Annotated in this window: 23 protein-coding genes, 5 tRNA genes and 1 other annotated feature; of the genes, 21 read left to right on the top strand and 7 right to left on the bottom strand. The window is 38.9% G+C overall.

Annotated elements, in window-relative coordinates:
• Positions 1-32 precede the first annotated feature (32 nt).
• The 13 genes from aas (at position 33) to luxS (ending at position 12,556) form a co-directional block, all read left to right on the top strand.
• Complete coding sequence (aas, locus tag AACV00_RS13040; RefSeq protein ID WP_161680241.1) at positions 33-2,192, top strand: bifunctional acyl-ACP--phospholipid O-acyltransferase/long-chain-fatty-acid--ACP ligase; 2,160 nt, start codon at positions 33-35, stop codon at positions 2,190-2,192.
• Complete coding sequence (lplT, locus tag AACV00_RS13045) at positions 2,192-3,394, top strand: lysophospholipid transporter LplT (protein ID WP_004252263.1); 1,203 nt, start codon at positions 2,192-2,194, stop codon at positions 3,392-3,394. The genes aas and lplT overlap by 1 nt, the downstream gene beginning before the upstream one ends.
• Before the next feature lie 32 nt (positions 3,395-3,426).
• Entirely contained in the window at positions 3,427-3,933 is a 507-nt protein-coding gene (gene pncC, locus AACV00_RS13050; RefSeq protein WP_004244782.1) for a nicotinamide-nucleotide amidase, read from the top strand.
• 107 nt (positions 3,934-4,040) lie between these two features.
• A complete protein-coding gene (gene recA, locus AACV00_RS13055) occupies positions 4,041-5,108 on the top strand; it encodes a recombinase RecA (protein ID WP_004247401.1) in 1,068 nt (355 codons plus the stop codon).
• Between the two features lie 901 nt (positions 5,109-6,009).
• Positions 6,010-8,637 (top strand): alanine--tRNA ligase, encoded by a 2,628-nt coding sequence (alaS, locus tag AACV00_RS13060; RefSeq protein ID WP_062814494.1) that lies wholly within the window; start codon positions 6,010-6,012, stop codon positions 8,635-8,637.
• A gap of 217 nt (positions 8,638-8,854) precedes the next feature.
• Entirely contained in the window at positions 8,855-9,043 is a 189-nt protein-coding gene (gene csrA / locus AACV00_RS13065) for a carbon storage regulator CsrA (RefSeq protein ID WP_004244778.1), read from the top strand.
• 465 nt (positions 9,044-9,508) lie between these two features.
• Positions 9,509-9,601, top strand: a tRNA-Ser gene (locus AACV00_RS13070).
• Between the two features lie 9 nt (positions 9,602-9,610).
• Positions 9,611-9,687 (top strand) — tRNA-Arg (locus tag AACV00_RS13075).
• Between the two features lie 89 nt (positions 9,688-9,776).
• Positions 9,777-9,853 (top strand) — tRNA-Arg (locus AACV00_RS13080).
• Positions 9,854-9,904: 51 nt separating this feature from the next.
• Positions 9,905-9,981: transfer RNA gene (locus tag AACV00_RS13085), tRNA-Arg, on the top strand.
• A 43-nt stretch (positions 9,982-10,024) separates the two neighbouring features.
• A tRNA-Arg gene (locus tag AACV00_RS13090) sits at positions 10,025-10,101 on the top strand.
• A 193-nt stretch (positions 10,102-10,294) separates the two neighbouring features.
• Positions 10,295-11,875: a glutamate--cysteine ligase gene (gshA, locus tag AACV00_RS13095; RefSeq protein ID WP_161680239.1), complete on the top strand. Its 1,581-nt coding sequence runs from the start codon at positions 10,295-10,297 to the stop codon at positions 11,873-11,875.
• A gap of 165 nt (positions 11,876-12,040) precedes the next feature.
• Positions 12,041-12,556 (top strand): S-ribosylhomocysteine lyase, encoded by a 516-nt coding sequence (luxS, locus tag AACV00_RS13100; RefSeq protein WP_004244776.1) that lies wholly within the window; start codon positions 12,041-12,043, stop codon positions 12,554-12,556.
• A gap of 130 nt (positions 12,557-12,686) precedes the next feature.
• Here the strand turns inward: luxS and AACV00_RS13105 are convergent, their stop codons facing one another.
• Both AACV00_RS13105 and AACV00_RS13110 read right to left on the bottom strand, forming a co-directional pair.
• The gene (locus AACV00_RS13105) at positions 12,687-13,961 is read right to left on the bottom strand and encodes an HlyC/CorC family transporter (protein WP_004247404.1); all 1,275 of its coding nucleotides are present in this window, start codon (positions 13,959-13,961) and stop codon (positions 12,687-12,689) included.
• Between the two features lie 35 nt (positions 13,962-13,996).
• Complete coding sequence (locus AACV00_RS13110; RefSeq protein ID WP_004244774.1) at positions 13,997-14,797, bottom strand: cytochrome C assembly family protein; 801 nt, start codon at positions 14,795-14,797, stop codon at positions 13,997-13,999.
• Between the two features lie 172 nt (positions 14,798-14,969).
• Between AACV00_RS13110 and ffh the strand changes: the two genes are divergently transcribed.
• The 7 genes from ffh (at position 14,970) to tyrA (ending at position 21,184) form a co-directional block, all read left to right on the top strand.
• The gene (ffh, locus tag AACV00_RS13115; RefSeq protein ID WP_004244773.1) at positions 14,970-16,331 is read left to right on the top strand and encodes a signal recognition particle protein; all 1,362 of its coding nucleotides are present in this window, start codon (positions 14,970-14,972) and stop codon (positions 16,329-16,331) included.
• Between the two features lie 137 nt (positions 16,332-16,468).
• The gene (gene rpsP / locus AACV00_RS13120; RefSeq protein WP_004244772.1) at positions 16,469-16,717 is read left to right on the top strand and encodes a 30S ribosomal protein S16; all 249 of its coding nucleotides are present in this window, start codon (positions 16,469-16,471) and stop codon (positions 16,715-16,717) included.
• An 18-nt stretch (positions 16,718-16,735) separates the two neighbouring features.
• Positions 16,736-17,281 carry a ribosome maturation factor RimM gene (gene rimM / locus AACV00_RS13125; RefSeq protein ID WP_004244771.1) on the top strand — a complete coding sequence of 182 codons (546 nt, stop codon included), beginning with the start codon at positions 16,736-16,738 and terminating at the stop codon, positions 17,279-17,281.
• A gap of 39 nt (positions 17,282-17,320) precedes the next feature.
• Positions 17,321-18,073 carry a tRNA (guanosine(37)-N1)-methyltransferase TrmD gene (gene trmD / locus AACV00_RS13130; RefSeq protein WP_004244770.1) on the top strand — a complete coding sequence of 251 codons (753 nt, stop codon included), beginning with the start codon at positions 17,321-17,323 and terminating at the stop codon, positions 18,071-18,073.
• A gap of 52 nt (positions 18,074-18,125) precedes the next feature.
• A complete protein-coding gene (gene rplS, locus AACV00_RS13135; protein ID WP_004244769.1) occupies positions 18,126-18,479 on the top strand; it encodes a 50S ribosomal protein L19 in 354 nt (117 codons plus the stop codon).
• Positions 18,480-18,929: 450 nt separating this feature from the next.
• Entirely contained in the window at positions 18,930-20,024 is a 1,095-nt protein-coding gene (locus AACV00_RS13140) for a 3-deoxy-7-phosphoheptulonate synthase (RefSeq protein ID WP_004247405.1), read from the top strand.
• A 35-nt stretch (positions 20,025-20,059) separates the two neighbouring features.
• A complete protein-coding gene (gene tyrA, locus AACV00_RS13145; RefSeq protein WP_004247406.1) occupies positions 20,060-21,184 on the top strand; it encodes a bifunctional chorismate mutase/prephenate dehydrogenase in 1,125 nt (374 codons plus the stop codon).
• A gap of 104 nt (positions 21,185-21,288) precedes the next feature.
• Here tyrA and AACV00_RS13150 read toward each other — a convergent pair whose 3' ends face one another.
• Both AACV00_RS13150 and AACV00_RS13155 read right to left on the bottom strand, forming a co-directional pair.
• A complete protein-coding gene (locus AACV00_RS13150; RefSeq protein WP_004244766.1) occupies positions 21,289-21,462 on the bottom strand; it encodes a hypothetical protein in 174 nt (57 codons plus the stop codon).
• A gap of 29 nt (positions 21,463-21,491) precedes the next feature.
• Positions 21,492-21,647 carry a hypothetical protein gene (locus AACV00_RS13155; RefSeq protein ID WP_162837600.1) on the bottom strand — a complete coding sequence of 52 codons (156 nt, stop codon included), beginning with the start codon at positions 21,645-21,647 and terminating at the stop codon, positions 21,492-21,494.
• Between the two features lie 388 nt (positions 21,648-22,035).
• Here AACV00_RS13155 and AACV00_RS13160 point away from each other — a divergent pair, with 388 nt between their 5' ends.
• Positions 22,036-23,376, top strand: coding sequence for an anaerobic C4-dicarboxylate transporter (locus AACV00_RS13160; RefSeq protein ID WP_026090474.1), 1,341 nt, complete (start codon positions 22,036-22,038; stop codon positions 23,374-23,376).
• A gap of 93 nt (positions 23,377-23,469) precedes the next feature.
• On the opposite strand, the gene pheA is transcribed toward AACV00_RS13160, so the two are convergent.
• The 3 genes from pheA to bamD all read right to left on the bottom strand — a co-directional run bounded on the left by pheA (position 23,470) and on the right by bamD (position 26,275).
• Positions 23,470-24,627, bottom strand: a complete 1,158-nt coding sequence (gene pheA, locus AACV00_RS13165; protein ID WP_004244764.1) for a bifunctional chorismate mutase/prephenate dehydratase — start codon at positions 24,625-24,627, stop codon at positions 23,470-23,472.
• Between the two features lie 35 nt (positions 24,628-24,662).
• Positions 24,663-24,780 (bottom strand) — a sequence feature (Phe leader region).
• A 155-nt stretch (positions 24,781-24,935) separates the two neighbouring features.
• Positions 24,936-25,271, bottom strand: coding sequence for a ribosome-associated translation inhibitor RaiA (gene raiA, locus AACV00_RS13170; RefSeq protein ID WP_004244763.1), 336 nt, complete (start codon positions 25,269-25,271; stop codon positions 24,936-24,938).
• 269 nt (positions 25,272-25,540) lie between these two features.
• Complete coding sequence (gene bamD, locus AACV00_RS13175) at positions 25,541-26,275, bottom strand: outer membrane protein assembly factor BamD (RefSeq protein WP_012367573.1); 735 nt, start codon at positions 26,273-26,275, stop codon at positions 25,541-25,543.
• Positions 26,276-26,369: the final 94 nt, after the last annotated feature.

Here is a 26,369-nt window from a genome sequence, read left to right on the forward strand (position 1 = left end):
TAAGGCTAATTATAGCAAAATGAGATATGGATATGATGTTGATAGCGTTTTTTAAAACACTATTTAAATTCTTATTTCGAGTAAGAATTGAAGGACTAATTAATCAGTTTTCACAATATGAAAAATGCATTATTACGCCAAATCATACATCGTTTATTGATGGTATATTATTGCGTTTATTTTTACCGATTAACCCTGTCTTTGCTGTTTACACCTCAGTGGCTAATGCCAAACATACCAAATGGCTCAATCGTTATGCGGATATTGTTCCTTTAGATCCCGCTAATCCAATGGCGGTTCGCCAATTAGTTAAAGAAGTCGATAAAGGCCGTCCTGTTGTTATTTTCCCTGAAGGGAGAATTACGGTAACTATTGGTTTGATGAAGATTTATGAAGGTGCTGCGTTTATTGCTGCTAAATCAGGGGCAAAAGTTATCCCTGTTAGAATAGAAGGTGCTGAATTTAGCTACTTTTCTCGAGTGCGTAAAACGTTAAATATAAAAGCAAAGCTCTTTCCTAAAATCACAATAAAAGTGCTACCTGCGGTTGATTTACCTATGCCTACAGCGGAAAAATCAGCAGAGCGCCGTCGCTTATCGGGAGAAAAGCTCCGTGATATTATGATGGATGCTATTATGCAAGCACGTCCTAATATCACGCTCTATGAGGCATTTTTACAAGGAATGTCTCAGTTTGGTCGTTTCAGTCCTCTTATTTCAGATATTAATATGAAAGAGGATAGTTATCAGGGCCTATTGAAAAAAATGTTAGGTGTTAGTCGTATTATTGAACGCTATACCGAGCCTAATGAACGAATTGGCCTTTTACTTCCTAATACTACCGTTACGGTTGCGGCTTTATTTGGGGCGACAATGCGCCAAAGGGTTGTGGCGATGCTTAACTATACTGCGGGTAGCTTAGGTGTACAAAATGCCATGAAAGCGGCATCCATTAAAACGATTTTTACCTCACGCCAATTTTTAGAGAAAGGAAATTTATTACATATTCCAGAACAGACTCCGGATGCAAACTGGGTTTATCTTGAAGATCTCAAAGATAGCATTACTAGAGAAGATAAACGCTGGATTGCACAGCACTTACTCACTCCTCATAAAGCGATGTTAGCGCAAAAATCGACGGACGCAGCAGTTATCTTATTTACTTCTGGATCTGAAGGCACACCGAAAGGTGTCGTTCATAGCCACTCCAGTTTATTGGCGAATGTAGAGCAAATTCGCGCTATTGCTGACTTTTCACCCAGAGATAAATTTATGGCTGCATTACCGTTATTCCATGCTTTCGGTTTAACGGTAAGTGTATTAGCACCTATCTGCTTAGGGGCACGAGTATTCCTCTACCCAAGCCCACTACATTATCGTGTAGTACCTGAATTAGTGTATGACCAAAATTGTACAGTATTATTTGGTACTTCAACTTTCTTAGGCAATTATGGCAAATTTGCTCATCCTTATGATTTTGCTCGACTAAGATATGTGGTTGCAGGGGCGGAAAAACTGTCCGAATCGACACGAGTATTATGGCAGGATAAATTTGGTATTCGTATTTTAGAAGGTTATGGGGTCACTGAATGTGCTCCTGTTGTCTCCATTAATGTACCAATGAGTGCTAAGCCATATACCGTGGGGCGTTTATTACCAGGCATGGAAGGGCGTTTAATTCCTATAAGTGGTATTACGGATGGTGGAAGATTACAACTGCGTGGTCCTAATATCATGCTTGGCTATTTGCGCGTTGAGTCCCCTTATAAATTAGAACAGCCTACAGCAATAAATGCCGAAGGCATCGAAGAAGCGGGTTGGTATGATACGGGAGATATCGTTGCTATTGATAGCGAAGGTTTTTGCACTATTAAAGGGCGTGTAAAACGTTTTGCAAAAATAGCGGGAGAAATGGTTTCTCTTGAAAGTGTAGAGCAATTAGCGGCTAAAGCTTCAGAAGGCAACCATGCTGTGGTGGCGGTAAATGATCTACGTCGAGGTGAGTCATTAGTGCTTTTTACAACCGATAAGCAACTTGATCGCAGTATGTTATCGGCATTAGCTAAATCCACTGGTGTGGCAGAAATTGCGGTACCAAAAGATATTCGTTTTCTCAAAGAAATTCCTGTTTTAGGAAGTGGCAAAACGGATTTTGTCTCGTTAAAGCAACTCGCTGAACAGGAAAATAATTAATGTCAGAGAATATAAGTCAGCCCCCATTACTGAGTAAGGGCATGAAAGCAGTATTATTATCACAGTTTCTTTCTGCATTTGCGGATAATGCTTTGTTATTTGCCATACTCGCTCAATTTAAATCAGCACTTTATCCAGAATGGAGCCAGCCTATTTTACAAATGGTGTTTGTGCTGGCTTATATTCTCTTAGCTCCTTTTGTTGGACAAGTTGCCGATCGCCAGCCTAAAGGTAGGGTGATGCTTACTGGTAATGCGTTAAAATTTGCCGGTGCTTTTCTTATTTGTATTGGAACCGATCCATTCTTAGGTTACGCCTTAGTGGGGATCGGCGCCGCCATTTATTCGCCTGCTAAATATGGTATTTTAGGTGAGTTAACCGATGGCGAGCGTTTAGTCAAAGCAAATGGCTTAATGGAAGCATCAACTATTGCGGCAATTTTATTAGGCTCTGTGATTGGTGGGCTTCTTTCCGATTGGAGCATTATCTTAGCATTAGCTGTCTGTGCGACAATGTATGCTTTGGCTGTATTGGTTAACTTTAGCATTCCCAAGTTATCACCTGCTCAAATAGGTCGAGGCTGGAATATTAAAAAAATATTCAATCAATTCTTAGCTGCTTGTGGCTCTTTATGGCGAGATAAAGAGAGCCGTTTTTCTCTGGTAGGAACAAGTATGTTTTGGGGGGCCGGCGTCACATTGCGTTTTCTATTAGTGCAATGGGTGCCTATAGCTTTGGGAATGACTGATAATACAACACCAACAATATTAAATGCGATGGTGGCGATTGGTATCGTGATTGGCGCTGGTTTAGCCGCTAAGTTTGTCACATTAAAAACGGTCCGTCGTTGTATGCCTGCCGGGGTTTTAATTGGCTTAGGTGTTGTTTACTTCTCATTACAAACCACCATTATTCCAGCCTATTTTATCTTAGTTGTTATTGGCATTTTTGGTGGCTTCTTTGTTGTACCATTAAATGCTTTGCTACAAGATAAAGGAAAGCATAGTGTGGGAGCGGGGAATGCCATTGCTGTACAAAATTTAGGTGAGAATACCGCAATGTTACTGATGCTAGGTTTGTTCTCACTAGTCACCAGTATGGGTATTTCCGTTATTACAATTGGTATTGGCTTTGGTGCTATCTTTGCGCTAGCAATTGGTGGATTATGGTTATGGGATTGCACCAGAAAGAGAGCTGAATAACGTTAATTGAGAGTCGAGGTGAAACAACCTTCATGATAAATAATGATGAAATGACCCATCTGAGCATTGAAGTCGGTCAGGCACTGCTAGAGCGAAAAAAAACGTTAACTACTGCAGAATCATGTACTGGAGGATGGATTGCAAAAGTCATTACTGATATAGCAGGTAGCTCAGATTATTATCATCGAGGTTTTGTGACTTACAGTAATCAAGCTAAACATGACATGATTGGTGTTGATGAGCAAACATTGTCTGATTTTGGTGCCGTGAGTGAACAAGTTGTCTGTGAGATGGCAAAAGGGGCACTGCTAACAGCAAATGCAGACTATGCTGTATCGGTTAGTGGTATTGCAGGTCCCGGTGGCGGTAGTGAAGAGAAGCCCGTTGGTTTAGTTTGGTTTGGCTTTGCAATAAAAACCCCAGAGGGGCTTCGAGTGGTTGCTAAACACTGTATTTTTAGTGGATCACGAGAGGAGGTGAGAGCCAAATCTGTGATTTTCTCTTTAAAATCAATTCTTAAAGAAATTATTAATAATTAACTTGATACTGTATGATTATACAGTATAATGAGTTTCAACAAGCAAAATCATATACGTTTTAATGGTAGTGACCCATCTTTATGCTTCACTGCCCAGAGGGAGATAACATGGCTATTGATGAAAACAAACAAAAAGCATTGGCCGCAGCACTTGGTCAAATTGAAAAGCAATTTGGTAAAGGTTCTATCATGCGTCTGGGCGAAGACCGTTCCATGAACGTAGAAACTATCTCTACAGGATCTTTATCATTAGACGTTGCTTTAGGTGCAGGTGGATTGCCACGTGGCCGTATTGTTGAAATCTATGGCCCTGAATCTTCTGGTAAAACAACCTTGACTCTACAAGTTATTGCCTCTGCTCAGCGTGAAGGAAAAATTTGTGCATTTATTGATGCTGAACATGCATTAGACCCAATTTATGCTCAAAAGCTAGGTGTCGATATCGATAATCTACTCTGCTCTCAACCTGACACAGGTGAACAAGCACTGGAAATTTGTGATGCATTATCTCGCTCTGGTGCGGTCGATGTTATTGTCGTGGACTCCGTGGCAGCATTAACACCAAAAGCTGAAATTGAAGGTGAAATTGGTGATTCACACGTTGGTTTAGCCGCACGTATGATGAGCCAAGCTATGCGTAAACTAGCGGGTAACCTTAAAAACTCTAATACACTGCTGATTTTCATTAACCAAATTCGTATGAAAATCGGTGTTATGTTTGGTAACCCAGAAACCACGACCGGTGGTAATGCGCTTAAATTCTATGCTTCTGTTCGTTTAGACATTCGTCGCATTGGCTCTGTCAAAAATGGTGATGAAGTCATTGGTAGTGAGACTCGCGTTAAAGTTGTTAAAAATAAAGTGGCTGCACCGTTTAAACAAGCTGAATTCCAAATTATGTACGGTGAAGGTATTAATACCTATGGCGAACTGATTGATTTAGGTGTTAAACATAAGTTAGTAGAGAAAGCAGGTGCTTGGTATAGCTACAATGGCGAAAAAATTGGTCAAGGTAAAGCTAACGCAACCAATTACTTAAAAGAACATCCTGAAATGTACAATGAGTTAAACACTAAATTGCGTGAAATGTTGTTAAATCATGCTGGTGAATTCACAAGTGCTGCGGATTTTGCAGGTGAAGAGTCAGACAGTGATGCTGACGACACAAAAGAGTAATTAGCTGGTTGTCATGCTGTTTGTGTGAAAATAGACCTTAAATCATTGGCTATCATCACGACAGCATCCCATTGAATAACTTGTTTGTATAAATTTTATTCAGATATCAAAGGAAGCCTTAAAAAAGCTTCCTTTTTGTTTTATGTAAAAATTAACCACTCAGTGGTAGTGAAAAATTAGTTTATTTTTCACTGTTTTTCTTTTTTTTTGCAATTTATTACTATTTTATCAGCAATAACAATATTTTTATCTTTGGGTGGTTTTACACTATGTAAGTGTTTATATAGTGAAGATTTGGTGATGTATTCTATTGGTTATTTATAACATCATATTTCTTTTACATGTTTGAAAAAACAGCATTAAAATAACTTGTTAGCATCTATCTATATAGATAATCAATCTCTTTGACTACGAGAGAAATGGATTTTTGCTACTTTATTATTTTAAATTTATCAGTAAATATATTTAGTTAAATGATTCTGGCGGGATTTTTATTCAGAAAAATTAAATATGTAATGGGAATATTGGCTTTTTTTGTTAATACAGATTTAGGATAGCTGTTGCGAGCAAATGAGCAAAATGCTATTGATAATAAACTAAAAATGACGAAAAAATTATTTAATAGTTTTATTATGAAATTATCGTCATTACCTTCTCATATCTTACAAAATTCGCCTCGATTTGGTTAAAACGACCTATCTTGAAGTATGTTGCTACTTTCAGAAAACTACTAGACGATTTACAATGTCAACTCGAATAAGTTTATCGGGGGTTTTACTTCTGAGCGAAGAAATTCTATCTTATCCCTACTTATGTATTCGTTGGCTAAGTAGAGGTAAAACTAAACCTCCTCTAACTAGATTTCTAATTTCTGTTTTTCCAGCTTGATTTCGGGATAATTATGAGCAAAAGCACCGCTGAGATCCGTCAGGCGTTTCTCGACTTTTTTCATACTAAAGGACATCAAATAGTACCAAGCAGTTCTTTGGTTCCAAATAATGATCCAACATTGCTGTTTACAAACGCAGGGATGAACCAATTTAAAGATGTATTTCTTGGATTGGACAACCGACCTTATTCCCGAGCGACAACCGCGCAACGTTGTGTGCGCGCGGGTGGTAAACATAATGATTTAGAAAATGTGGGTTATACAGCACGTCACCATACATTTTTTGAAATGTTAGGTAACTTTAGTTTTGGTGACTATTTCAAACATGATGCCATTAACTTTGCCTGGGAGTTATTAACCGGTAAAGAATGGTTTAACTTACCTAAAGAGAGACTTTGGGTAACCGTTTATGCCACTGATGATGAAGCTTATGATATCTGGAATAAAGAAGTCGGTGTTCCAGCTGAGCGCATTATTCGTATTGGTGATAATAAAGGCGCACCATTTGCTTCAGATAACTTCTGGCAAATGGGAGATACGGGGCCTTGTGGTCCATGTACTGAGATATTTTACGATCATGGTGATCATATTTGGGGGGGACCGCCAGGAACACCTGAAGAAGACGGTGATCGCTATATTGAGATCTGGAATATCGTCTTTATGCAGTTCAACCGTAAATCAGATGGTACAATGGATCCATTGCCGAAGCCTTCTGTTGATACGGGAATGGGATTAGAGCGTATTACTGCTGTACTACAGCATGTTAATTCTAACTATGATATTGATTTATTCCGCGCATTAATTAAATCCGTTGCTGAAGTGACTAATGCGACAGACTTAGCAAATAAATCATTACGTGTGATTGCCGACCATATCCGTTCTTGTTCTTTCCTTGTTTGTGATGGTGTCATTCCTTCTAATGAAGGTCGTGGCTATGTGCTACGTCGTATTATCCGTCGTGCTGTACGTCATGGTTATATGTTAGGTGCGAAAGATACTTTCTTCTATAAACTCGTTGCACCACTTATTGATGTAATGGCTGAAGCTGGTAAAGAGCTTAAGAATCAACAAGAAATCGTTGAAAAAGTACTTAAAACGGAAGAAGAGCAGTTTGCACGTACTTTAGAGCGCGGTTTACAATTATTAGATGAAGAGCTAGAAAAATTAACCGGTGATACTTTAGCGGGTGAAACGGCTTTCCGTCTTTATGATACATACGGTTTCCCATTAGATTTAACTGCGGATGTTTGCCGTGAAAGAAATATCAAAGTTGATGAAGAAGGCTTTGAACAGGCAATGGAAGAGCAACGTAAACGTGCTCGTGAATCTAGCGGTTTTGGTACTGACTATAACGAACTGATTAAAGTCGATAGTCGCAGTGATTTCTCAGGTTATGACCATAATGAGCAACAAGGTACTATTAATGCGATTTTCCATAATGGTCAAACAGTCACTGAGCTTAAAGCAGGTGAAGAAGGGATTATCTTCTTAGATAAAACGGCTTTTTATGCTGAGTCTGGTGGCCAAGTAGGTGATAAAGGTCTTCTAATTGGCAAAGATAGCCAGTTTGAAGTTACCGACACGCAAAAATATGGCAAGGCTATTGGTCATATTGGTAAAGTCATTTCTGGATCTTTTATTGTTAATCATAAGATCAATGCAGTCATTGATGTGGCTCGTCGTGATGCTATTCGCTTAAATCACTCAGCAACGCATTTATTGCATGCGGCATTACGCCAAGTATTAGGCACTCATGTTACCCAGAAAGGCTCTTTAGTTAACGATAAATATCTGCGTTTTGACTTCTCTCACTTTGAAGCAGTAAAACCAGAACAGTTACGTGAAATTGAAGACATTGTTAACGCGCAAATCCGCCTTAACTCGCCGGTTGTCACCGAGTTAATGGATCTTGAAGATGCGAAGCAAAAAGGTGCGATGGCACTCTTTGGTGAGAAATATGAAGAACGTGTTCGTGTTTTAACCATGGGGGATTTCTCAACTGAACTTTGTGGTGGTACTCACGCAGCCAGAACGGGTGATATTGGTCTATTCCGCATTATGAGTGAATCAGGGACTGCGGCCGGTATTCGCCGAATTGAAGCGATTACGGGGGCTACAGCGATTGAAAGTGTTCATGAGCAATCGGATCTGATTTCTCTTGTGGCTCATGCACTTAAAAGTGATGGTAGTAATTTAGTTGAGAAAATTAAAACGGTTCAAGAAAAATACCGTTCATTAGAAAAAGAACTTCAACAACTGAAAGATCAGCAAGCAGCTCAAGAAAGCTCCTCGTTAGGAAGCCAAGCTAAGAATGTGAAAGGTATCAAACTTTTAGTTCGTGAACTGAATAATGTTGAACCAAAAATGTTAAGAACAATGGTTGATGATTTAAAAAATCAATTAGGTTCAGCAATAATTGTACTTTCTACTATTTCTGATGGTAAAGTGAGCTTAATTGTCGGTGTGACTAAGGATTTGACTGCTAAAATAAAAGCAGGTGAGCTAATTAGTTTTGTCGCTCAGCAAATCGGTGGTAAAGGTGGTGGTCGCCCTGATATGGCACAAGCTGGTGGTACAGATGTTGAAGCGTTACCCGCTGCTTTAGCGAGTGTTGACGAGTGGGTAGAATCGCATCTTTAAGCGATAGCTACCTGAAAAAGCGTTATCCCTAGTTTTTAGGGGTAACGCTTTATGTAATATTGACAATCCGTTAAATAATCAATCACAAAATTTATATTTTGTTATGAAGTATGGGCTATATGTGATAAATAATGATTATACGAATTGACAATGTATGATGGATAATGGCCGGGAAATTCTAGAGACCCGACTCTTGTAAATTTTCAAGGAGCAAAGAATGCTTATTCTAACTCGTCGAGTTGGTGAAACGCTTATGATAGGCGATGATGTAACCGTAACCGTTTTAGGGGTTAAAGGTAATCAGGTACGTATTGGCGTAAATGCCCCCAAAGAAGTATCTGTCCATCGTGAAGAGATCTATCAACGAATTCAGGCCGAGAAAACTCAGCCCACAGATAACTACTAAGCAATCTCTTATTTTTAGCTAGTTACCCTTTCTTCGTAAGCGTCCACACTTTTGCCGGGTCTGGGCGCTTTTCTTTTCTATAGAACTTTCCATTTTCTTTCTCGTTCTTCACCTCGCTCTTTTGAACTGTATTTATTATTACACTATCCGCTTATTCTGATTGACAGAATTGAAAGTCTTTTTACTGCTTATCATTCGATTCATAATTATTAGTAGGGGGAATAAAATTATTCGTCGATGAGATAAAATGCTTGAATGATTTTTCATCAGCGATATCATGGTATTCAGTTCTTTTTTAGCCTTTCTTGCTGATAAACGCATCAGTTTGTTTGTGAAGTGTTCAAACGAACCTATATTCGTAAAAAGTTGAGAAAAATTGTTTGACTTCTCAGGCTGAGAAAGTAATATGTGCGCCACACAGAGACGAGATGTTCACAAAGAACTTCTTCGAGTGGTTCTAAATATGGTGAGATGGCCGAGAGGCTGAAGGCGCTCCCCTGCTAAGGGAGTATGCGGTCAAAAGCTGCATCGAGGGTTCGAATCCCTCTCTCACCGCCATTTAGATTTGCATCCTTAGCTCAGCTGGATAGAGTACTCGGCTACGAACCGAGCGGTCGGAGGTTCGAATCCTCCAGGATGCACCATATTCCAACCCCATGATTAAATGTATGGGGTTTTTATTTTGGTGCAAATAGTGAATAATTTGCATTAAAAGAGTAAAATTAAACAACGTGCATCCTTAGCTCAGCTGGATAGAGTACTCGGCTACGAACCGAGCGGTCGGAGGTTCGAATCCTCCAGGATGCACCACTTATTTCTCGACATTGCACAATGTAATGTGAGAGGCAAAAAGATAACGACGCATCCTTAGCTCAGCTGGATAGAGTACTCGGCTACGAACCGAGCGGTCGGAGGTTCGAATCCTCCAGGATGCACCATCTTTTTATAAAGTTAGCTTATCTTAGTTAAATTAGTACGACTGCATCCTTAGCTCAGCTGGATAGAGTACTCGGCTACGAACCGAGCGGTCGGAGGTTCGAATCCTCCAGGATGCACCATCTTTAAAGCCTCGCTTATCGCGGGGCTTTTTGCTTTTTCTCTTTCCTGTCTTTCCTGCATTGTTTATATCTTATCGATTTGTTTCGCATCAACTAATAACGCCGATATCATCTAATCAGCGACAATTTGGTGACTTTGCGATAAAGTAACTGTTATCTACTTATTAACATTAACCAACGCGGGAGGTCACCTTTGATCCCGGACGTATCTAAAGCGCTTTCTTGGTTGGAAGCCCATCCTAAAGTTTTATGTGGTATCCACCGTGGTATAGAGCGAGAAACCTTAAGAGTTACTCCTGATGGTCATTTAGCGGCTACAGGACACCCTGTCGAGCTAGGTAAGTCACTCACTCACAAATGGATCACGACAGATTTTGCTGAGTCGCTGTTAGAGTTTATTACTCCTGTTGACGATAATATTGATCACACCTTACATTTTTTAAGTGATTTGCATCGCTATACTGCACGTCATTTAACCAATGAGCGTATGTGGCCGATGAGTATGCCTTGCTTTATTGAAGCCGAAGATAAAATAACATTAGCGCAATTTGGTACCTCTAATGTTGGGCGTTTTAAGACGTTATATCGTGAAGGGCTGAAAAATCGTTATGGTGCGTTAATGCAAACTATTTCTGGTGTGCATTACAATTTTTCGTTACCTATCGAATTTTGGCAAGCGTGGGCAAATATCACCGATGAAGAAACAGGTAAAGAGGCGATTTCAGACGGTTATTTACGTTTGATCCGTAATTACTACCGTTTTGGTTGGATAATTCCTTTTTTCTTTGGTGCTTCGCCAGCTATTTGTGGTTCATTCTTAAAAGGTCGAAAAACCAATTTACCCTTTGAAAATACCCCTAAAGGCGCCAAATACTTACCTTATGCAACTTCGTTGCGCTTAAGTGATTTAGGCTATACCAATAAGTCACAGAGTGATTTAGATATTACTTTTAATCATCTAGAGACTTATGTGAAAGGTTTGAAAAAGGCTATTCATAAACCGTCAGAAGAATTTGCTAAATTAGGTGTAAAGAAAGACGGTAAGTATATTCAATTAAATACTAACGTATTACAAATTGAAAATGAATTATATGCGCCTATTCGTCCTAAACGCGTAGTCAAAGGGGATGAATCACCTTCTGATGCATTATTACGTGGTGGTATCGAATATATCGAGGTTCGCTCATTAGATATCAATCCATTTACGCCTATCGGCGTTGATGAAACACAAATCCGTTTCTTAGATTTATTCTTGATTTGGTGTGTATTAGCGGATGCACCAGAAATGAATGCAGAAGAATTGGCCTGCTGTCGTGCAAATTGGAATAACGTTATTCTAGAAGGGCGTAAGCCAGGTCAAGTTATTGGCATGGGTTGTGGTGAAAGAAAAGAGCCATTAGCACAAGTGGGGAAAGCGCTTTTTGCTGACTTACAGCGCGTAGCTAAGGTATTAGATAGCTGTTCTGGAACTAAATATCTAGAAGTTTGCCTTAAGTTAGAGGAAATGTTTGATAATCCGCAATTAACCTTCTCTGGCAGATTATTAGAAAAAATTAAAGCACAAGGTATTGGCGATTATGGTCTATCTTTAGCTGAAGAATATCATCAACAATTAGTCAATACCGCTTATGAAGTGTTAACAGATGATGCTTTTGAACATGAGAGAATTTCATCTATTAAACGTCAGGCAGACTTAGAAAAGAGTGATACCATTTCTTTCGATGAATATTTGAAGCTCCATGCTGGGCCAAATAATGATGGTGTGGCTTCTTAAAACTCAGATAGAAAAAAGCCACACTAAAATTTGTGTGGCTGAATAAATTCTATAGAGAAATAGGGATGATAACATTTTGCGCGTATTCATTACTAAGACCGAGGCGCTCGCAGAAAGTTTCATGTTCTCTTAAAAATATTTAAAAATTTTCTTAGGAGGTTTTTTATGCCGTTATTGGATAGCTTTACTGTTGACCATACACGTATGTCTGCACCTGCGGTACGCGTTGCTAAAACGATGAAAACACCCTCTGGTGATACTATTACCGTTTTTGACTTACGCTTTACTGTCCCAAATAAAAAAGCCATGCCTGAGAAAGGAATTCATACGTTAGAGCACTTATTTGCAGGTTTCATGCGTAATCACTTAAATGGTGAAGGTGTTGAGATCATCGATATTTCGCCAATGGGATGTCGTACAGGCTTTTATATGAGCTTAATTGGTCAGCCTGATGAGCAACGTGTTGCTAATGCATGGAAGGCAGCTATGGAAGATGTATTGAAGGTTAAAGATCAAAACCATATTCCTGAGCTTAATGTCTACCAATGTGGGACTTATGAAATGCACTCGTTAGCTGAAGCTCAAGATATTGCACGAGACATTTTATCTCACACTATTGGCATTAATCATAATGATGAATTAGCACTACCAGAAGACAAACTCAAAGAGTTACAAATCTAGTTACAGTTGCTTTATAGATAAAGAGACAATAACTCAAGCTATTTGATCTTGATTTGTTGTCTCTTTTAATTTGATGGGTGATTTATCATAACGGCCAACGCCAATTACATTGAACCGCTATTAATAATCGCTAGTGGCGAGAGGGCGTAAGATGGCGGATCAAGGCTTTCTTAATCACATTGTCTTGCACTTCCAACACTTCAAATTCATAACCATCAATCGTTATTTTGGCACCTACTACGGGTAAATCACCTAACTCTTCAATAATAACCCCATTAATTGTTCGAGCTTCATTTTCTGGTAAATGGCAAGCAAAGGCTTTATTGATATCTCGGATATTGGTTGTGCCATCCACTAATAGTGAACCATCTTTTTGTGGGATCACTTCTTCTGCTAAAGAAGGAGACATTGAGGTAGTAAAATCACCGACAATCTCTTCTAGGATATCTTCAACAGTGACTAATCCTTGAATTTCACCATATTCATCGACGACAATACCGGCTTTTTCATTATTACGTTGAAAATTAACTAGTTGTAAGCTAAGTGGTGTACTTTCTGGGATAAAATAGATTTTATCAGCCGCTTTAATCAAAATTTGTTTAGTAAATTCTTTCTTCTCTGTCATAAGACGGTAAGCTTCGCGTACTCGTAGCATACCAATGACATCATCGAGGGTATCACGATAAAGGACAATACGCCCATGGGGGGAGTGAGTTAACTGTCTGACAATGGATTTCCACTCATCATTGACATCAATACCAAAAATTTCATTTCTCGGCACCATAATATCGCCAATAGTCACTTTTTCTAAATCCAAAATAGAAATCAGCATATTTTGGTTACGCTGTGACAGTTTCGATTTTGATTCATTCACAATGGTGCGTAGTTCTTCTTTTGATACCGCATTACCCTGTATTACGGGGGATTTAATACCGAAAATGCGCATAAACACTAAGGTAATTTGGTTAAAAAACCACACAACGGGCAACATGATTTTCTGTAAAGGTGACAAAAGAACGCTACTTGGATAAGCGAAACGTTCTGGATAAAGCGCTGCGATAGATTTTGGTAGTACCTCAGCAAAAATAAGAATGACAAAGGTTAATACACCTGTTGCAATAGCTACTCCTGCATCACCATATAAACGCATTCCTACAATAGTGGCGAGAGCGGAGGCGACAATATTAATCAGGTTATTACCAATTAATACTAAGCTAATCAATCTATCGGGACGCTGTAATAGTTTTTCTACTCTTTTGGCTGAGCGATTACCTTGCTTGGCCGCGTGGCGTAGCCGATAACGATTGATAGTCATCATGCTAGTTTCAGTGCCTGAAAAATAGGCTGAGGCAAAGATCATACCGATAAGTATGATAATGAGCGTTGTTGTCGACACATGCTCCAAAATTGAGTTCCTTTTGCTACCTTAAAATGAAAAGATTAATTAAGCATTAACTCTTGCAATAAACGATTACCAAAAAAAGCTAATGTCAAAATAATGGCACCGATCAGGTTAAAAATAACCACTTTTTTCCCACGCCAACCCTCACGGAAGTGTCCCCATAATAAAATGATGTAGACAAACCACGCAATAATAGAAAATATTGATTTATGGATATTTTCTTTACCAAAGATATTATCCATATATAACAGGCCGGTACACAAGGTTAATGTCAGTAATACTACCCCCACTTGGGTAATATGAAACATTTTACGTTCAATTGACATTAATGGTGGCATTTGTGGTGAAAATTTTAGTTTCTTATTTTTTAGTTGATAGTCGAGCCAGCTGAGTTGTAAGGCATATAAAGCAGCAATTAACAAAGTGGCGTAACTTAATAAAGCAAGCCCAATATGAATAAAGAGCGATGTGCTACTTTCAAGGTGGGTGACAAACTCACCTGGCATCAAGGCGGCAATAATGAGATTGACTATGGAAAAGCAATAAACAATAGGCAGCAAAAACCAAGCTCTACCACGGGAAGCAACAATGGTCATGATAACGCAGACCATTAAACTGACCACCGCCCCTAAATTGGTGAGTGACAGATTTTGCCCGCTATGTGGACGGAAAATCAAAAATTTTAATGAGATAGCATGGGTCACAAGGGCGACCACCGCAAAAAGCAGCGCTAATCCACGGTATCCATTTTGCTCTTTTCTCAGCAAACTGGGGAGAATAAACACCAGACTGAGTAAATAAGCGCAGACAGCAACGATAGAGATTGATATAACGGGCATAGTTTCGCTTACATAATAGGGTACATAATTGCTTAGTATAGCGCTAGGTGAATTCCGCTCCAACTATTGAAGTCATTAAGCGTAAATCTCTATGCAGAGATCTGCGCGTCATCGTGATATAATCGATAAAATAGACGACAGACAAGCCCAACTTTAACACTGAGCTAAGATAATGTTTGAGAATTTAAGTGACAGATTATCGCGCACATTGCGCAATATCAGCGGCAGAGGCCGACTGACCGAAGAAAACATTAAAGACACACTGCGCGAAGTGCGTATGGCTTTATTAGAAGCTGATGTGGCTTTGCCCGTGGTTCGTGAGTTTATTGCACGTGTCAAAGAGAGTGCAGTAGGTCATGAAGTTAACAAAAGTCTGACCCCAGGTCAGGAGTTTGTCAAAATTGTACAAAATGAGCTGGTAAATGCGATGGGAGAGGTCAATAACGATCTTGACCTTTCAGCTCAGCCTCCTGCCGTGGTATTAATGGCTGGTTTACAGGGTGCGGGTAAAACGACAAGTGTTGCTAAACTCGGTAAATTTTTAAAAGAGAAAAAGAAGAAAAAAGTATTAGTAGTTTCTGCTGACGTCTATCGTCCCGCAGCGATTAAACAACTGGAAACCTTAGCCGAAACGGTTGGTGTTGACTTTTTCCCTTCAACGGTACAAGAAAATCCCGTCACCATTGCTAGCAATGCGTTAAAACATGCTCAGCTCCAATTTTATGATGTATTGCTGGTGGATACTGCGGGTCGTTTACATGTTGATGAAGGCATGATGGAGGAGATCCAACTTCTTCATAAAGCAATCAATCCAGTAGAAACCCTATTCGTTGTTGATGCAATGACAGGGCAAGATGCTGCTAACACCGCAAAAGCCTTTAATGAAGCACTCCCTTTAACAGGGGTGGTATTAACTAAAGTTGATGGTGATGCTCGTGGTGGTGCCGCATTATCTATTCGTCATATCACAGGGAAACCAATTAAATTCCTCGGTGTTGGTGAAAAAACAGAAGCATTAGAACCTTTCCATCCCGATCGTATTGCCTCACGTATTTTAGGCATGGGCGATGTTCTTTCATTAATTGAAGATATCGAAAGTAAAGTTGACCGAGCGCAAGCTGAAAAGCTGGCAACTAAACTAAAAAAAGGGGACGGTTTTGATTTAAATGATTTCTTAGATCAGTTAAAGCAAATGAAAAACATGGGGGGCATGGCGAGTATGCTAAGTAAAATGCCCGGCATGTCTCAGGTACCTGATGCGGTGAAATCACAAATGGACGACTCAATTTTAGTCAAAATGGAAGCTATTATTAGCTCAATGACGAAAAAAGAGCGCCAAAAACCTGAAATCATCAAAGGTTCTCGTAAACGTCGTATTGCGATGGGATCGGGAACACAAGTGCAAGACGTCAACCGCTTATTAAAGCAGTTTGATGATATGCAACGTATGATGAAAAAGATGAAGAAGGGCGGCTTGGCTAAGATGATGCGTGGCATGAAAGGTATGATGCCACCAGGCTTTCCAGGTCGCTAAAAGCAAAAAGTCCGAAAAAAACGTCGCTTTGGATTGCTTTTTTCGCCAAAGTGAGTAAACTTTTCGGGCTTTTTATATGACAACCGGACGCCATTCCTCGATGGGGTCTGGTTGTTTTGTTAACTAATGAGGATGTTATGGTAACAATTCGTTTAGCTCGTGGCGGCGCAAAAAAGCGTCCGTTTTACCAAGTAGTCGTGACCGATAGCCGCAATGCGCGTGATGGTCGTTTTATTGAACGTGTAGGTTTTTATAACCCACTGGCAACCGGTAATGCAGAAGAATTACGTTTAGACGTAGACCGTGTTGAACATTGGGTTGCTCAAGGCGCAACTGTTTCAGAACGTGTTGCTGGCCTGATCAAATCAGCGAAGAAAAGCGCTTAATCTGTCGCGGTGGTAACAATGAGCGAACAAAAAACCTTTAAAGAGCCTGTAGAACCTATTGTTATGGGTAAGTTGGGCTCACCTTACGGGATCCGTGGTTGGCTCAGAGTTTTTTCTTCCACCGAACATGCCGAAAACATTTTTGAATATCAACCGTGGTTTATTCAACGACATGGTCAATGGGAATCCATTGAGATAGAAACTTGGAAACACCACAATCAAGATATTATCGTCAAGCTAAAAGGTATTGACGACAGAGATGCTGCAAATATTTTGACTAATTTTGAAATTGTCGTAAGTGCTACACAACTTCCTGATCTAGACGGTGAGTATTACTGGAAAGATCTGATGGGTTGTCAGGTAGAAACTGACAAGGGCTACGATTTAGGTGTCGTTAACGACATGATGGAAACGGGCTCAAATGACGTCATGGTAATCAAAGCAAATCTGAAAGATGCATTCGGTGTCAGGGAGCGGTTAGTTCCGTTTCTTGATGGGCAGGTTATCAAGAAAGTCGATCTCTCAGCGAAAAAAATTATCGTTGATTGGGATCCTGGTTTTTAGATTCTCCGGTTAACGGTTCTCAACAGTGGGACAGTGCAAATGTGGATTGGGGTAATTAGCCTATTTCCTGAAATGTTCCGCGCTATAACCGAGTACGGGGTGACTGGTCGGGCAGTGAAGCATGGTCTGCTGAATGTGGAATGTTGGGATCCCCGAGATTTCACTTATGACAGACATCATACAGTAGATGATCGCCCTTATGGCGGTGGTCCCGGTATGTTGATGATGGTACAACCGTTAAGGGAAGCTATTCATCAAGCAAAAGCTGCGGCAGGTGATGGTGCAAAGGTGATTTATTTATCACCTCAAGGGCGCAAACTCGATCAACAAGGTGTTTGCGAATTGGCCACAAATGAGAAATTAATTCTGGTTTGCGGTCGGTACGAAGGAATAGATGAGCGTGTCATTCAGACCGAAATCGATGAAGAGTGGTCTGTTGGTGATTACGTATTAAGTGGTGGGGAACTCCCTGCCATGATAATGATAGATGCAGTAGCACGTTTTGTTCCTGGTGTTCTTGGACATGCGGCTTCGGCGAAAGAAGACTCTTTTGCAGAAGGATTACTGGATCATCCTCACTATACTCGTCCAGAGGTGTTAGATGGTATGGCGGTTCCGGCAGTGTTACTGTCTGGTAATCACGCTCATATTAATCGCTGGCGTATGAAACAATCGCTGGGCCGGACCTGGCTAAGAAGACCTGAGCTTCTGGAAAGCCTAGCTCTGACTGACGAGCAAAGAGTGCTGTTAGCAGAATTCCAGCAGGAACATTTGCAAAGAACAGCAGAGTAAGTCTGACACAAAGTGTCATTAATATCAGTTTACCTAGGGTAAGAGAGTTATTATGAGCAATATTATTAAACAAATCGAACAAGAACAAATGAAGCAAGATGTACCTTCATTTCGTCCAGGCGATAATGTAGAAGTTAAGGTATGGGTCGTTGAAGGTTCTAAAAAACGTCTGCAGGCATTCGAGGGCGTGGTTATCGCTATTCGTAACCGCGGTCTGCACTCTGCATTTACTGTTCGTAAAATTTCTAATGGCGAAGGTGTTGAGCGTGTATTCCAAACTCACTCCCCAGTCGTAGATAGCATCACAGTTAAACGTCGTGGTGCGGTTCGTAAAGCTAAACTGTACTACCTGCGTGAGCGTTCAGGTAAGGCTGCACGTATTAAAGAGCGTCTTAACGCTAAATAATACGCTTTCGCACATCCGAAAGTTATGGTTAAAAGGCCAGCATCAGCTGGCCTTTTTTTGACTATAACCTGCTCTATTTCCTCTAATGTCTTCTATCTTTTTATAAGCACTCGACAATAACTCACCTCCTTGCCTATTTTTCTCATCATTAAATAACATCTCTTATAAAGTCGTTTCATCTGCTAGGTGAAGGCCAATTTCTTGCGAGTGTAAAATTAAAATTACAGTCTGCTATTTTTATTTTATCTTGGTCACATTTTTTGTGTTATTTTGATATTTATAATCTATTGATTTATAAAGATAAATCTAACAACATCCCTATTATGTAAACATATAATTACGATTATACCTTTTTTATTGAAAATATGGATTGATTTCTTTACATTGCATGTTATCTTATCGTTTAGACACACAAAAATCACAATGACAGACATAAAAAAGGTAAAGATTATGATCATGCAAAAAGACGCACTCAATAATGTCAACATCAGCGAAGAGCTGGTGTTAATTACGCCGGAAGAGTTAAAACAAAAATACCCGTTGAGTCGTAATGATCTGCATGCCATTACTCAATCACGTCAAACTATTTCTGAAATTGTTCAACGTCGTGATCCGCGTTTATTAGTGGTATGTGGCCCTTGTTCTATTCATGATGTCGATGTTGCGTTAGATTACGCAAAACGTCTAAAAGTCTTAGCGTCTGAGTTAAGTGATAGTCTGTATATTGTGATGCGTGTCTATTTTGAAAAACCTCGTACAACAGTTGGTTGGAAAGGTTTAATTAGTGATCCGTTTATGGATGGCAGTTTTGAGATGGAAAAAGGCTTACATATTGCCCGTAAACTATTAACAGAGTTGGTTCAGTTAGGTTTACCTTTAGCTACGGAAGCCTTAGATCCTAACAATCCTCAATACTTAGGTGATTTATTTAGTTGGTCAGCTATTGGGGCAAGAACGACCGAATCTCAGACCCATCGTGAAATGGCATCAGGTTTATCAATGCCTGTCGGTTTTAAAAATGGTACAGATGGTAATTTAGATACGGCTATTAATGCGATGAAAGCGGCTTCTATGCCACATCGTTTTATGGGCATTAATCAATCAGGACAAGTCTGTTTATTACAAACACAAGGCAATCCTGATGGACATGTTATTTTGCGTGGGGGTAAGAAACCTAATTACCATGAAGAAGATGTCGCGTTATGTGAAGCTCATATGATAAAAGCGGGATTAACACCATCATTGATGATTGATTGTAGTCATGGTAATTCAAATAAAGATTTTCGTCGTCAATCTGTCGTGGTTGATTCAGTGATTGAGCAAATTAAAAAAGGTAATCAATCAATAACAGGAATTATGTTAGAAAGCCATATTAATGAAGGCAATCAGTCATCAGAGCAGCCCCGTAGTGAGATGAAGTACGGTGTTTCTGTTACTGATGCATGTATTAGCTGGGAAACCACTGAATCGGTGTTAAGAAATCTGCATCAGCAAATTTCGCCAGTTTTAGCACAGCGTGCAGCGCAACTAAGAAAAGTTAGCTAACCCAATAACACTTTAATAAGAAGAGGCAAGCATAGATGGCTGAAGAATTACAAAATTTGCGAGAGCAAATTGATCAGGTGGATAAAACATTGCTTTCTTTACTCGCCAAAAGAATGCAATTGGTAGCAGAAGTGGGAGAAGTTAAAAATCGCCACGGGTTACCTATCTATGCACCAGATAGAGAAGCCGCAATGCTTGCTTCTCGACGTAATGAAGCAGAAAAAATGGGTATTTCTGCTGATTTAATTGAAGATGTTTTACGTCGAGTAATGAGAGAGTCATATAGCAAAGAAAATGATAAAGGCTTTAAAACACTTAATCCCCAATTAGGCAAAATTGTCATTGTGGGGGGGAACGGAAAAATGGGGAGGCTTTTTTCTCGTCTCTTTACACTTTCTGGCTATCAAGTGGAAAGTCTTGAAGCGGATGAGTGGCAAAGTAAATCTCCGGCTATTTTTGCGGATGCCGGTATGGTGATAATCAGTGTCCCAATCCATTTAACGGTTGATGTTATTAAGCAATTACCGCCCTTGCCAGAAAATTGTTTATTGGTAGATTTAGCCTCAATCAAGCAAGCGCCTTTAGAGGCGATGTTAAAAGCACATAATGGCCCTGTTTTAGGACTACATCCAATGTTTGGTCCAGATGTGCCAAGTTTAGCAAAACAAGTTATCGCTTATTGTGAAGGGCGAGATTTATCACATTTTGAGTGGTTGCTTGAGCAACTTATGGTGTGGGGAGCAAGAGTAGAGGCTATTACTGCACAAGAGCACGATAAAAATATGAGTTTTATCCAAGCATTGCGACATTTTACTACTTTTGCATATGGGCAACATTTGGTGAAAGAGAATGTCGATTTAGCCAGTTTATTAAGATTATCTTCTCCCATCTATCGTTTAGAGCTAGCGATGATTGGTAGGCTCTTTGCTCAAGATCCACAATTATATGCCGATATTATTTTATCTTCACAAGAAAACATTAACTTGATCCGTAGATATCATCATTCATTAGGTGAAGCTATAGCCTTATTAGATATAAACACAAAAGATGAATTTATTGGCTCATTTAATAATGTAAGTGATTGGTTCGGTGATTATGCTTCACAATTTATGAAAGAGAGTGGTGCGTTATTACAAAAAGCCAATGATAGCCGGATTTAGTATAAATATACATAAACGCTATACCTAATACTTATAGTAAGAAAAACGAATGACAGGTTATGTTATTCGTTTTTTATTTTATATGTTATATCTTGCGATAAATATTACCACTCATCATCACAAGGGGGCCAAACACAGCGAGTAGATTGTTGGGTATTGCTATTATGTTGACAATACTGATTAACAGTGCTGGTATCTTTGATTTTATTATCCCAAGTATAAGCGCTAGCATAAAAAGCGAATAAACTTGATAGTATAAAAATAATTAATTTCTTCATTTTCTTCTCCTAACGTTGATAGTTATAACTTAATAATCTTTCGGAACGGGGCATGGGCTTACGGTACAGCGAGTTGAACTTATATGGTGATCTAATGAATAGGAGTAATAGCCTTTTCCTTTATGAGCACTATCAACGAAATTCAAATAGCTCAAACCTAGCAGTAACATGATAATTGTATGCATATCTATTCCTTACTTATTCAATATTCACAATGAATAAAACCAATATACATTTAGAAAAAATGAATGAAATTTCTATTTTTAGTAATCACCTAATAATGACAACATTATATTATTTTTAATTTATTTGTTATGTAATTGTTGTCTATGGGTTTAATTAGTTAATGATAAATGTTCAAGAATGTCTTTTCTTTTTAAGCTATTTGTCGGTGAGATCTTAAATTTGCATAAAATAATTAACGGATATTAAAACTATAACAACGATCAAAAAAATACCTATAACAGATGCCGTAAATTATATTGGTCGACGTTGTTTTTTTGCAAAAAGTGCTAACGATTTAATTGTATTATTTTTTATTTCTATTCCGATGCGTTTTTTAAGGGGTTAATGATGGATTTTATAATACAACTAGCCATTATATTAGTTTGTTTATTTTATGGAGCAAGGAAAGGGGGAATTGCATTAGGTCTATTAGGCGGAGTGGGGCTGGTTATTTTAGTCTTTATTTTTAATTTACCTCCGGGTAAACCGCCTGTCGATGTGATGTTAGTGATTATTGCTGTCGTCTCTGCATCTGCAACGTTACAAGCATCGGGTGGTTTAGATGTTATGTTGCAAATAGCTGAAAAATTATTAAGAAAAAATCCGAAGTATATTTCTATTGTTGCACCTCTCGTTACCTGTACCCTGACTATATTATGTGGTACTGGACATGTGGTTTATACCATTTTGCCTATTATCTATGATGTATCGATTAAAAATAATATTCGTCCAGAAAGACCGATGGCAGCCAGTACCATTGGTTCACAAATGGGAATTATCGCAAGTCCTGTATCTGTTGCGGTCGTCACCTTAGTGGCAATGTTAGGTAATGTCACTTTTAATGGTAAGCATCTTGAGTTTTTAGATTTATTAGCGATTACCATTCCATCAACCTTTATTGGTATTTTAGCCATTGGGATTTTTAGCTGGTTTAGAGGTAAAGAGTTAGATAAAGATCAGCGCTTCCAAGATTTTATTTCCATACCAGAGAATCATGATTACGTTTATGGTGATACTGCAACATTGTTAGATAAGAAATTACCAATGAAAAATTGGGTAGCAATGTGGATATTCTTAGGTGCGATTGCGGTTGTTGCTGTATTAGGTGCATTTTCTGAATTACGTCCCGTATTTAATAATAAACCATTATCTATGGTATTAGTTATTCAAATGTTTATGTTATTAGCGGGCGCTTCTATTATTATTATTTGTAAAACTAATCCCTCACTTATTTCTAAAAATGAAGTTTTTCGCTCCGGTATGATAGCCATTGTGGCGGTCTATGGTATTGCTTGGATGGCAGAAACCATGTTCTCTGCACATATGAAAGAAATAGAAGCTGCATTAGGACAATTAGTTCGTGAGTATCCTTGGGCTTATGCCGTTGTCTTATTACTTGTTTCTAAGTTTGTTAATTCACAAGCCGCCGCATTAGCCGCAATAGTCCCCTTGGCTTTAGGTATTGGTATTGATCCTGCCTATATTGTTGCTTCAGCACCGGCGTGTTATGGCTATTATATTCTTCCTACTTACCCCAGTGATTTAGCCGCTATCCAATTTGACCGTTCAGGAACAACACGTATAGGTCGTTTTGTTATTAATCATAGCTTTATTTTACCGGGATTAATTGGTGTTACTGTTTCTTGTATTTTTGGCTGGGTATTTGCTGCTATGTATGGTTTTTTATAATTAGCTAAATTATCCTGGGAATAGAGTCATAAAAGTAGAAAAGCCAGATAACAATAAGCTATCTGGCTTTTGGTTATAAAGTAGGGTAATAAGCTATTGTATTTCAACGGGTACAATATTTTCTGAAGGATAGCATCCTAATACTTTGAGTGAACGAGATGTTTTTGATAAGTCATGTAATGCTTTTTGCATATTGATATCCCGTAAATTAGCTTGTACATCAATATAAAACATCTCTTCCCAAGGTGTACCATTTATTGGGCGAGACTCTAATTTAGTCATAATAATGCTGTATTGTTTTAAGGTAATTAAAGCATCAACTAATGCCCCTGCTTGTTGCCCCGTTGCCATTAAAAAGGTGGTTTTTGCAGGTACTTGTTCTGATACATCAATAGGTTTACGGGCAATCACAATAAAACGAGTAACATTAATTTGTTGATTAGCTAAATTACTAGCAAGTGGTGTTAAATTATAAAGCGATCCGCCAGCTTCACTGCCAATAGCGGCTACATGGGGAGATTGTGCTAATGCAACTTTTTCCATTGCCGCGGCTGTGCTTTCACAATATTCAATTTTCCAGTGAGGGTATTGATTTAAATAGTGACTGCACTGTTGGAAGGGTTGCGGATGGCTATAAATAGTGTGTAATTCTTCTAGGCTACTCTTAACTGCTGTTAATAAAGCATGGTTTATCGGAATACGAATTTCGCCAACAATCGACAGCGAGGTGGTTTGTAGTAAATCATAAACATCATTAATTGCACCAGAGCTGGTGTTTTCAATAGGTAGTAAACCGTAATCCGCTTGTCCTGTTTCTACCAGTGTAAAAATATCTTCAAATTTATGGCAAGTGCAATCAACAAAAGTATCAAAATGGCGGGCTGCATATTGGCGAGCGGCAATATGAGAATAAGAACCTTTAGGGCCTAAATAAGCAATTCTTGCAGATTCATTTGCAGTCGCATTAAGGTGTTGCTGTAAAATGGCTTGCTGCGTGAGCACCGAATCTTCGATGATCATTTGGAAAATACGGCTGATATAAAAGCCATCTAATCCAACGTTTTTCCCTTTTTCGATTAATAGTTCAAGCAGTTCACGCTCACGGTTTTTATCTCGAATAGGGCGGTGGGTATTTAATTTAAATTGGGCAACTTCAGTCGATAATTGGCGTCTTTGAGCTAATAGTGAAAGTAGTTCAGAATCTAGCGCAGTGATTTTATCTCTGATTGCTAATAAATCGAGTTTTTCCATGTTAGTGCCCTATACTTTTGTATCGTACCATTTTAAATAAAAAAGCCTCCATTTTGGAGGCTATTGTCGTTCTTACTTTTCTTTCTGAAATAAACAAAGCCTCTTTAAGAATAGAGTAAAAAGAAAAAGAAGAATGGCAAAAAAGAGTGAGTCATCATTATATGGATTGATTAACTATTTAACATATAGCTATCAAACATGATGATGGGTGAGGAGTCAAGAAAAATACAATAAAAAGCGCATCACGAGGATGCGCAGAGGCGTTTTGAGTCAGTGAATTATTCTAATTTTTAATCAAGCTTCACTACTTATATTTCATTTACGAGTAAATTTTCTTCTTTTAAGCTATTGGCCGCACGTCGAGACTCATTTTTATGCTGAACTTTATTTAATTGACGTTCCAATTTTGCCAAGAGATCATTAATTGCCGCATACATATCAACATGTTGTGCGTTTGCTACAAGTTGTCCATTCGGAGTATGAATACTTGCATCAACACTAAAACCTTTTGGATCCTTAGTGAGAATAATATGAGGGTTGATTAAATTTACCTGCCATTTGTTAAGTTTAGTTAAACGGCTTTCAATGTGTTCACGTAGTGCTGGGGTAATGTCCATTTGTTTGCTAGTGATATTTATAATCATATAGTTACCTCTTTATTACTCCATCTTGGATAGGTTCAGAATATCGTGATACACAATTTAAAACATGATCAAGATCACTTTTTGTTAGAAGTTTATATAACAAGTAATAGAAACGTGACAAATGATAAATAGCTGAAAAAGAGTGCTTGTAGAGTCGTGTTTATTCGTTCATATTAAGAGGGTTGGTCTGATGAAAAGTAAGTTTTTAGCCTTTGAATTAGCATAAAAAAACAGCAGCGCTAGGCTGCTGTTTTTGATAGTAAAAATGTTTAAGCAGGGTTGGCTGCAATCAGTGAGGCAACTTTATCTGCTTCTTGAGTTAAGCCTAGTTTTTTGTAGGCATTTTCCATATACACAAGCGCTTCACGTGTAGCTTCGGTATCTGGATAATCACGCATCATTTGTTCAACTCGATTAATAACCGCGACATAAGCCCCTCGTTTGGTATAGAATTTCGCAACAGAGAGTTCATATTTCGCTAAACGGTTTTTAAGAAAAACAAGACGCTTTGTGGCATCTGCTGTGTAGAGGCTATCAGGATAGTAGCGAACTAACTGGCTAAAGTCTTTGAAAGCCACTCTTGCATGCTGAGGATCACGGTCTGAGCGATCAATACCAAAGAATCCTTGTAATGCACTATCATCTAATGCCTGAGCGGTTAACCCACGCATATATAGAACATAGTCAATATTTGGATGGGTTGGGTTTAATCGCATAAAGCGGTCAATAGCGGAAATCGCCATTGGTAACTCAGCTGATTTATAATAAGCATAAATCAGATCAAGCTGAACTTGTTGTGAGTAAGGACCAAAAGGATAGCGATTATCGAGAGACTCCAGTTGTTTGATAGCCGCTCCATAATTGCCATCTAGCAATTTTTCTTGGCTTGTTGCATAAAGCTCAGAAGGAGACATATCAGCAGTTGCGTCTTTGTCTGAACTAGAACAGCCAGAAAGTAACAGGCTTACAGTGGCCGCTGCCACTAGGTATTTCATGCGTCTCATCACGTATTGATTATCCTCTGAATAGGTTTGGGAGTCTCTCCGTGAAGCTCCCTGAAATCGGTTATACTATAACTCATTTTAAATGAAACGGCTG

Source organism: Proteus sp. G3927, assembly GCF_963894685.1.
Classification (GTDB): domain Bacteria; phylum Pseudomonadota; class Gammaproteobacteria; order Enterobacterales; family Enterobacteriaceae; genus Proteus; species Proteus mirabilis.

Bases quoted from the DNA above. Each gene is read 5' to 3' on its own strand.
- recA (WP_004247401.1), top strand. From the start codon at position 4,041: ATGGCTATTGATGAAAACAAACAAAAAGCATTGGCCGCAGCACTTGGT.
- AACV00_RS13155 (WP_162837600.1), bottom strand. From the start codon at position 21,647: ATGCATACAATTATCATGTTACTGCTAGGTTTGAGCTATTTGAATTTC.
- aas (WP_161680241.1), top strand. From the start codon at position 33: ATGATGTTGATAGCGTTTTTTAAAACACTATTTAAATTCTTATTTCGA.
- bamD (WP_012367573.1), bottom strand. From the start codon at position 26,275: ATGAGACGCATGAAATACCTAGTGGCAGCGGCCACTGTAAGCCTGTTA.
- tyrA (WP_004247406.1), top strand. From the start codon at position 20,060: ATGGCTGAAGAATTACAAAATTTGCGAGAGCAAATTGATCAGGTGGAT.
- AACV00_RS13150 (WP_004244766.1), bottom strand. From the start codon at position 21,462: ATGAAGAAATTAATTATTTTTATACTATCAAGTTTATTCGCTTTTTAT.
- AACV00_RS13160 (WP_026090474.1), top strand. From the start codon at position 22,036: ATGGATTTTATAATACAACTAGCCATTATATTAGTTTGTTTATTTTAT.
- AACV00_RS13110 (WP_004244774.1), bottom strand. From the start codon at position 14,797: ATGCCCGTTATATCAATCTCTATCGTTGCTGTCTGCGCTTATTTACTC.
- csrA (WP_004244778.1), top strand. From the start codon at position 8,855: ATGCTTATTCTAACTCGTCGAGTTGGTGAAACGCTTATGATAGGCGAT.
- pncC (WP_004244782.1), top strand. From the start codon at position 3,427: ATGATAAATAATGATGAAATGACCCATCTGAGCATTGAAGTCGGTCAG.
- luxS (WP_004244776.1), top strand. From the start codon at position 12,041: ATGCCGTTATTGGATAGCTTTACTGTTGACCATACACGTATGTCTGCA.
- AACV00_RS13140 (WP_004247405.1), top strand. From the start codon at position 18,930: ATGATCATGCAAAAAGACGCACTCAATAATGTCAACATCAGCGAAGAG.
- lplT (WP_004252263.1), top strand. From the start codon at position 2,192: ATGTCAGAGAATATAAGTCAGCCCCCATTACTGAGTAAGGGCATGAAA.
- rplS (WP_004244769.1), top strand. From the start codon at position 18,126: ATGAGCAATATTATTAAACAAATCGAACAAGAACAAATGAAGCAAGAT.
- rpsP (WP_004244772.1), top strand. From the start codon at position 16,469: ATGGTAACAATTCGTTTAGCTCGTGGCGGCGCAAAAAAGCGTCCGTTT.
- pheA (WP_004244764.1), bottom strand. From the start codon at position 24,627: ATGGAAAAACTCGATTTATTAGCAATCAGAGATAAAATCACTGCGCTA.
- ffh (WP_004244773.1), top strand. From the start codon at position 14,970: ATGTTTGAGAATTTAAGTGACAGATTATCGCGCACATTGCGCAATATC.
- rimM (WP_004244771.1), top strand. From the start codon at position 16,736: ATGAGCGAACAAAAAACCTTTAAAGAGCCTGTAGAACCTATTGTTATG.
- raiA (WP_004244763.1), bottom strand. From the start codon at position 25,271: ATGATTATAAATATCACTAGCAAACAAATGGACATTACCCCAGCACTA.
- trmD (WP_004244770.1), top strand. From the start codon at position 17,321: ATGTGGATTGGGGTAATTAGCCTATTTCCTGAAATGTTCCGCGCTATA.
- alaS (WP_062814494.1), top strand. From the start codon at position 6,010: ATGAGCAAAAGCACCGCTGAGATCCGTCAGGCGTTTCTCGACTTTTTT.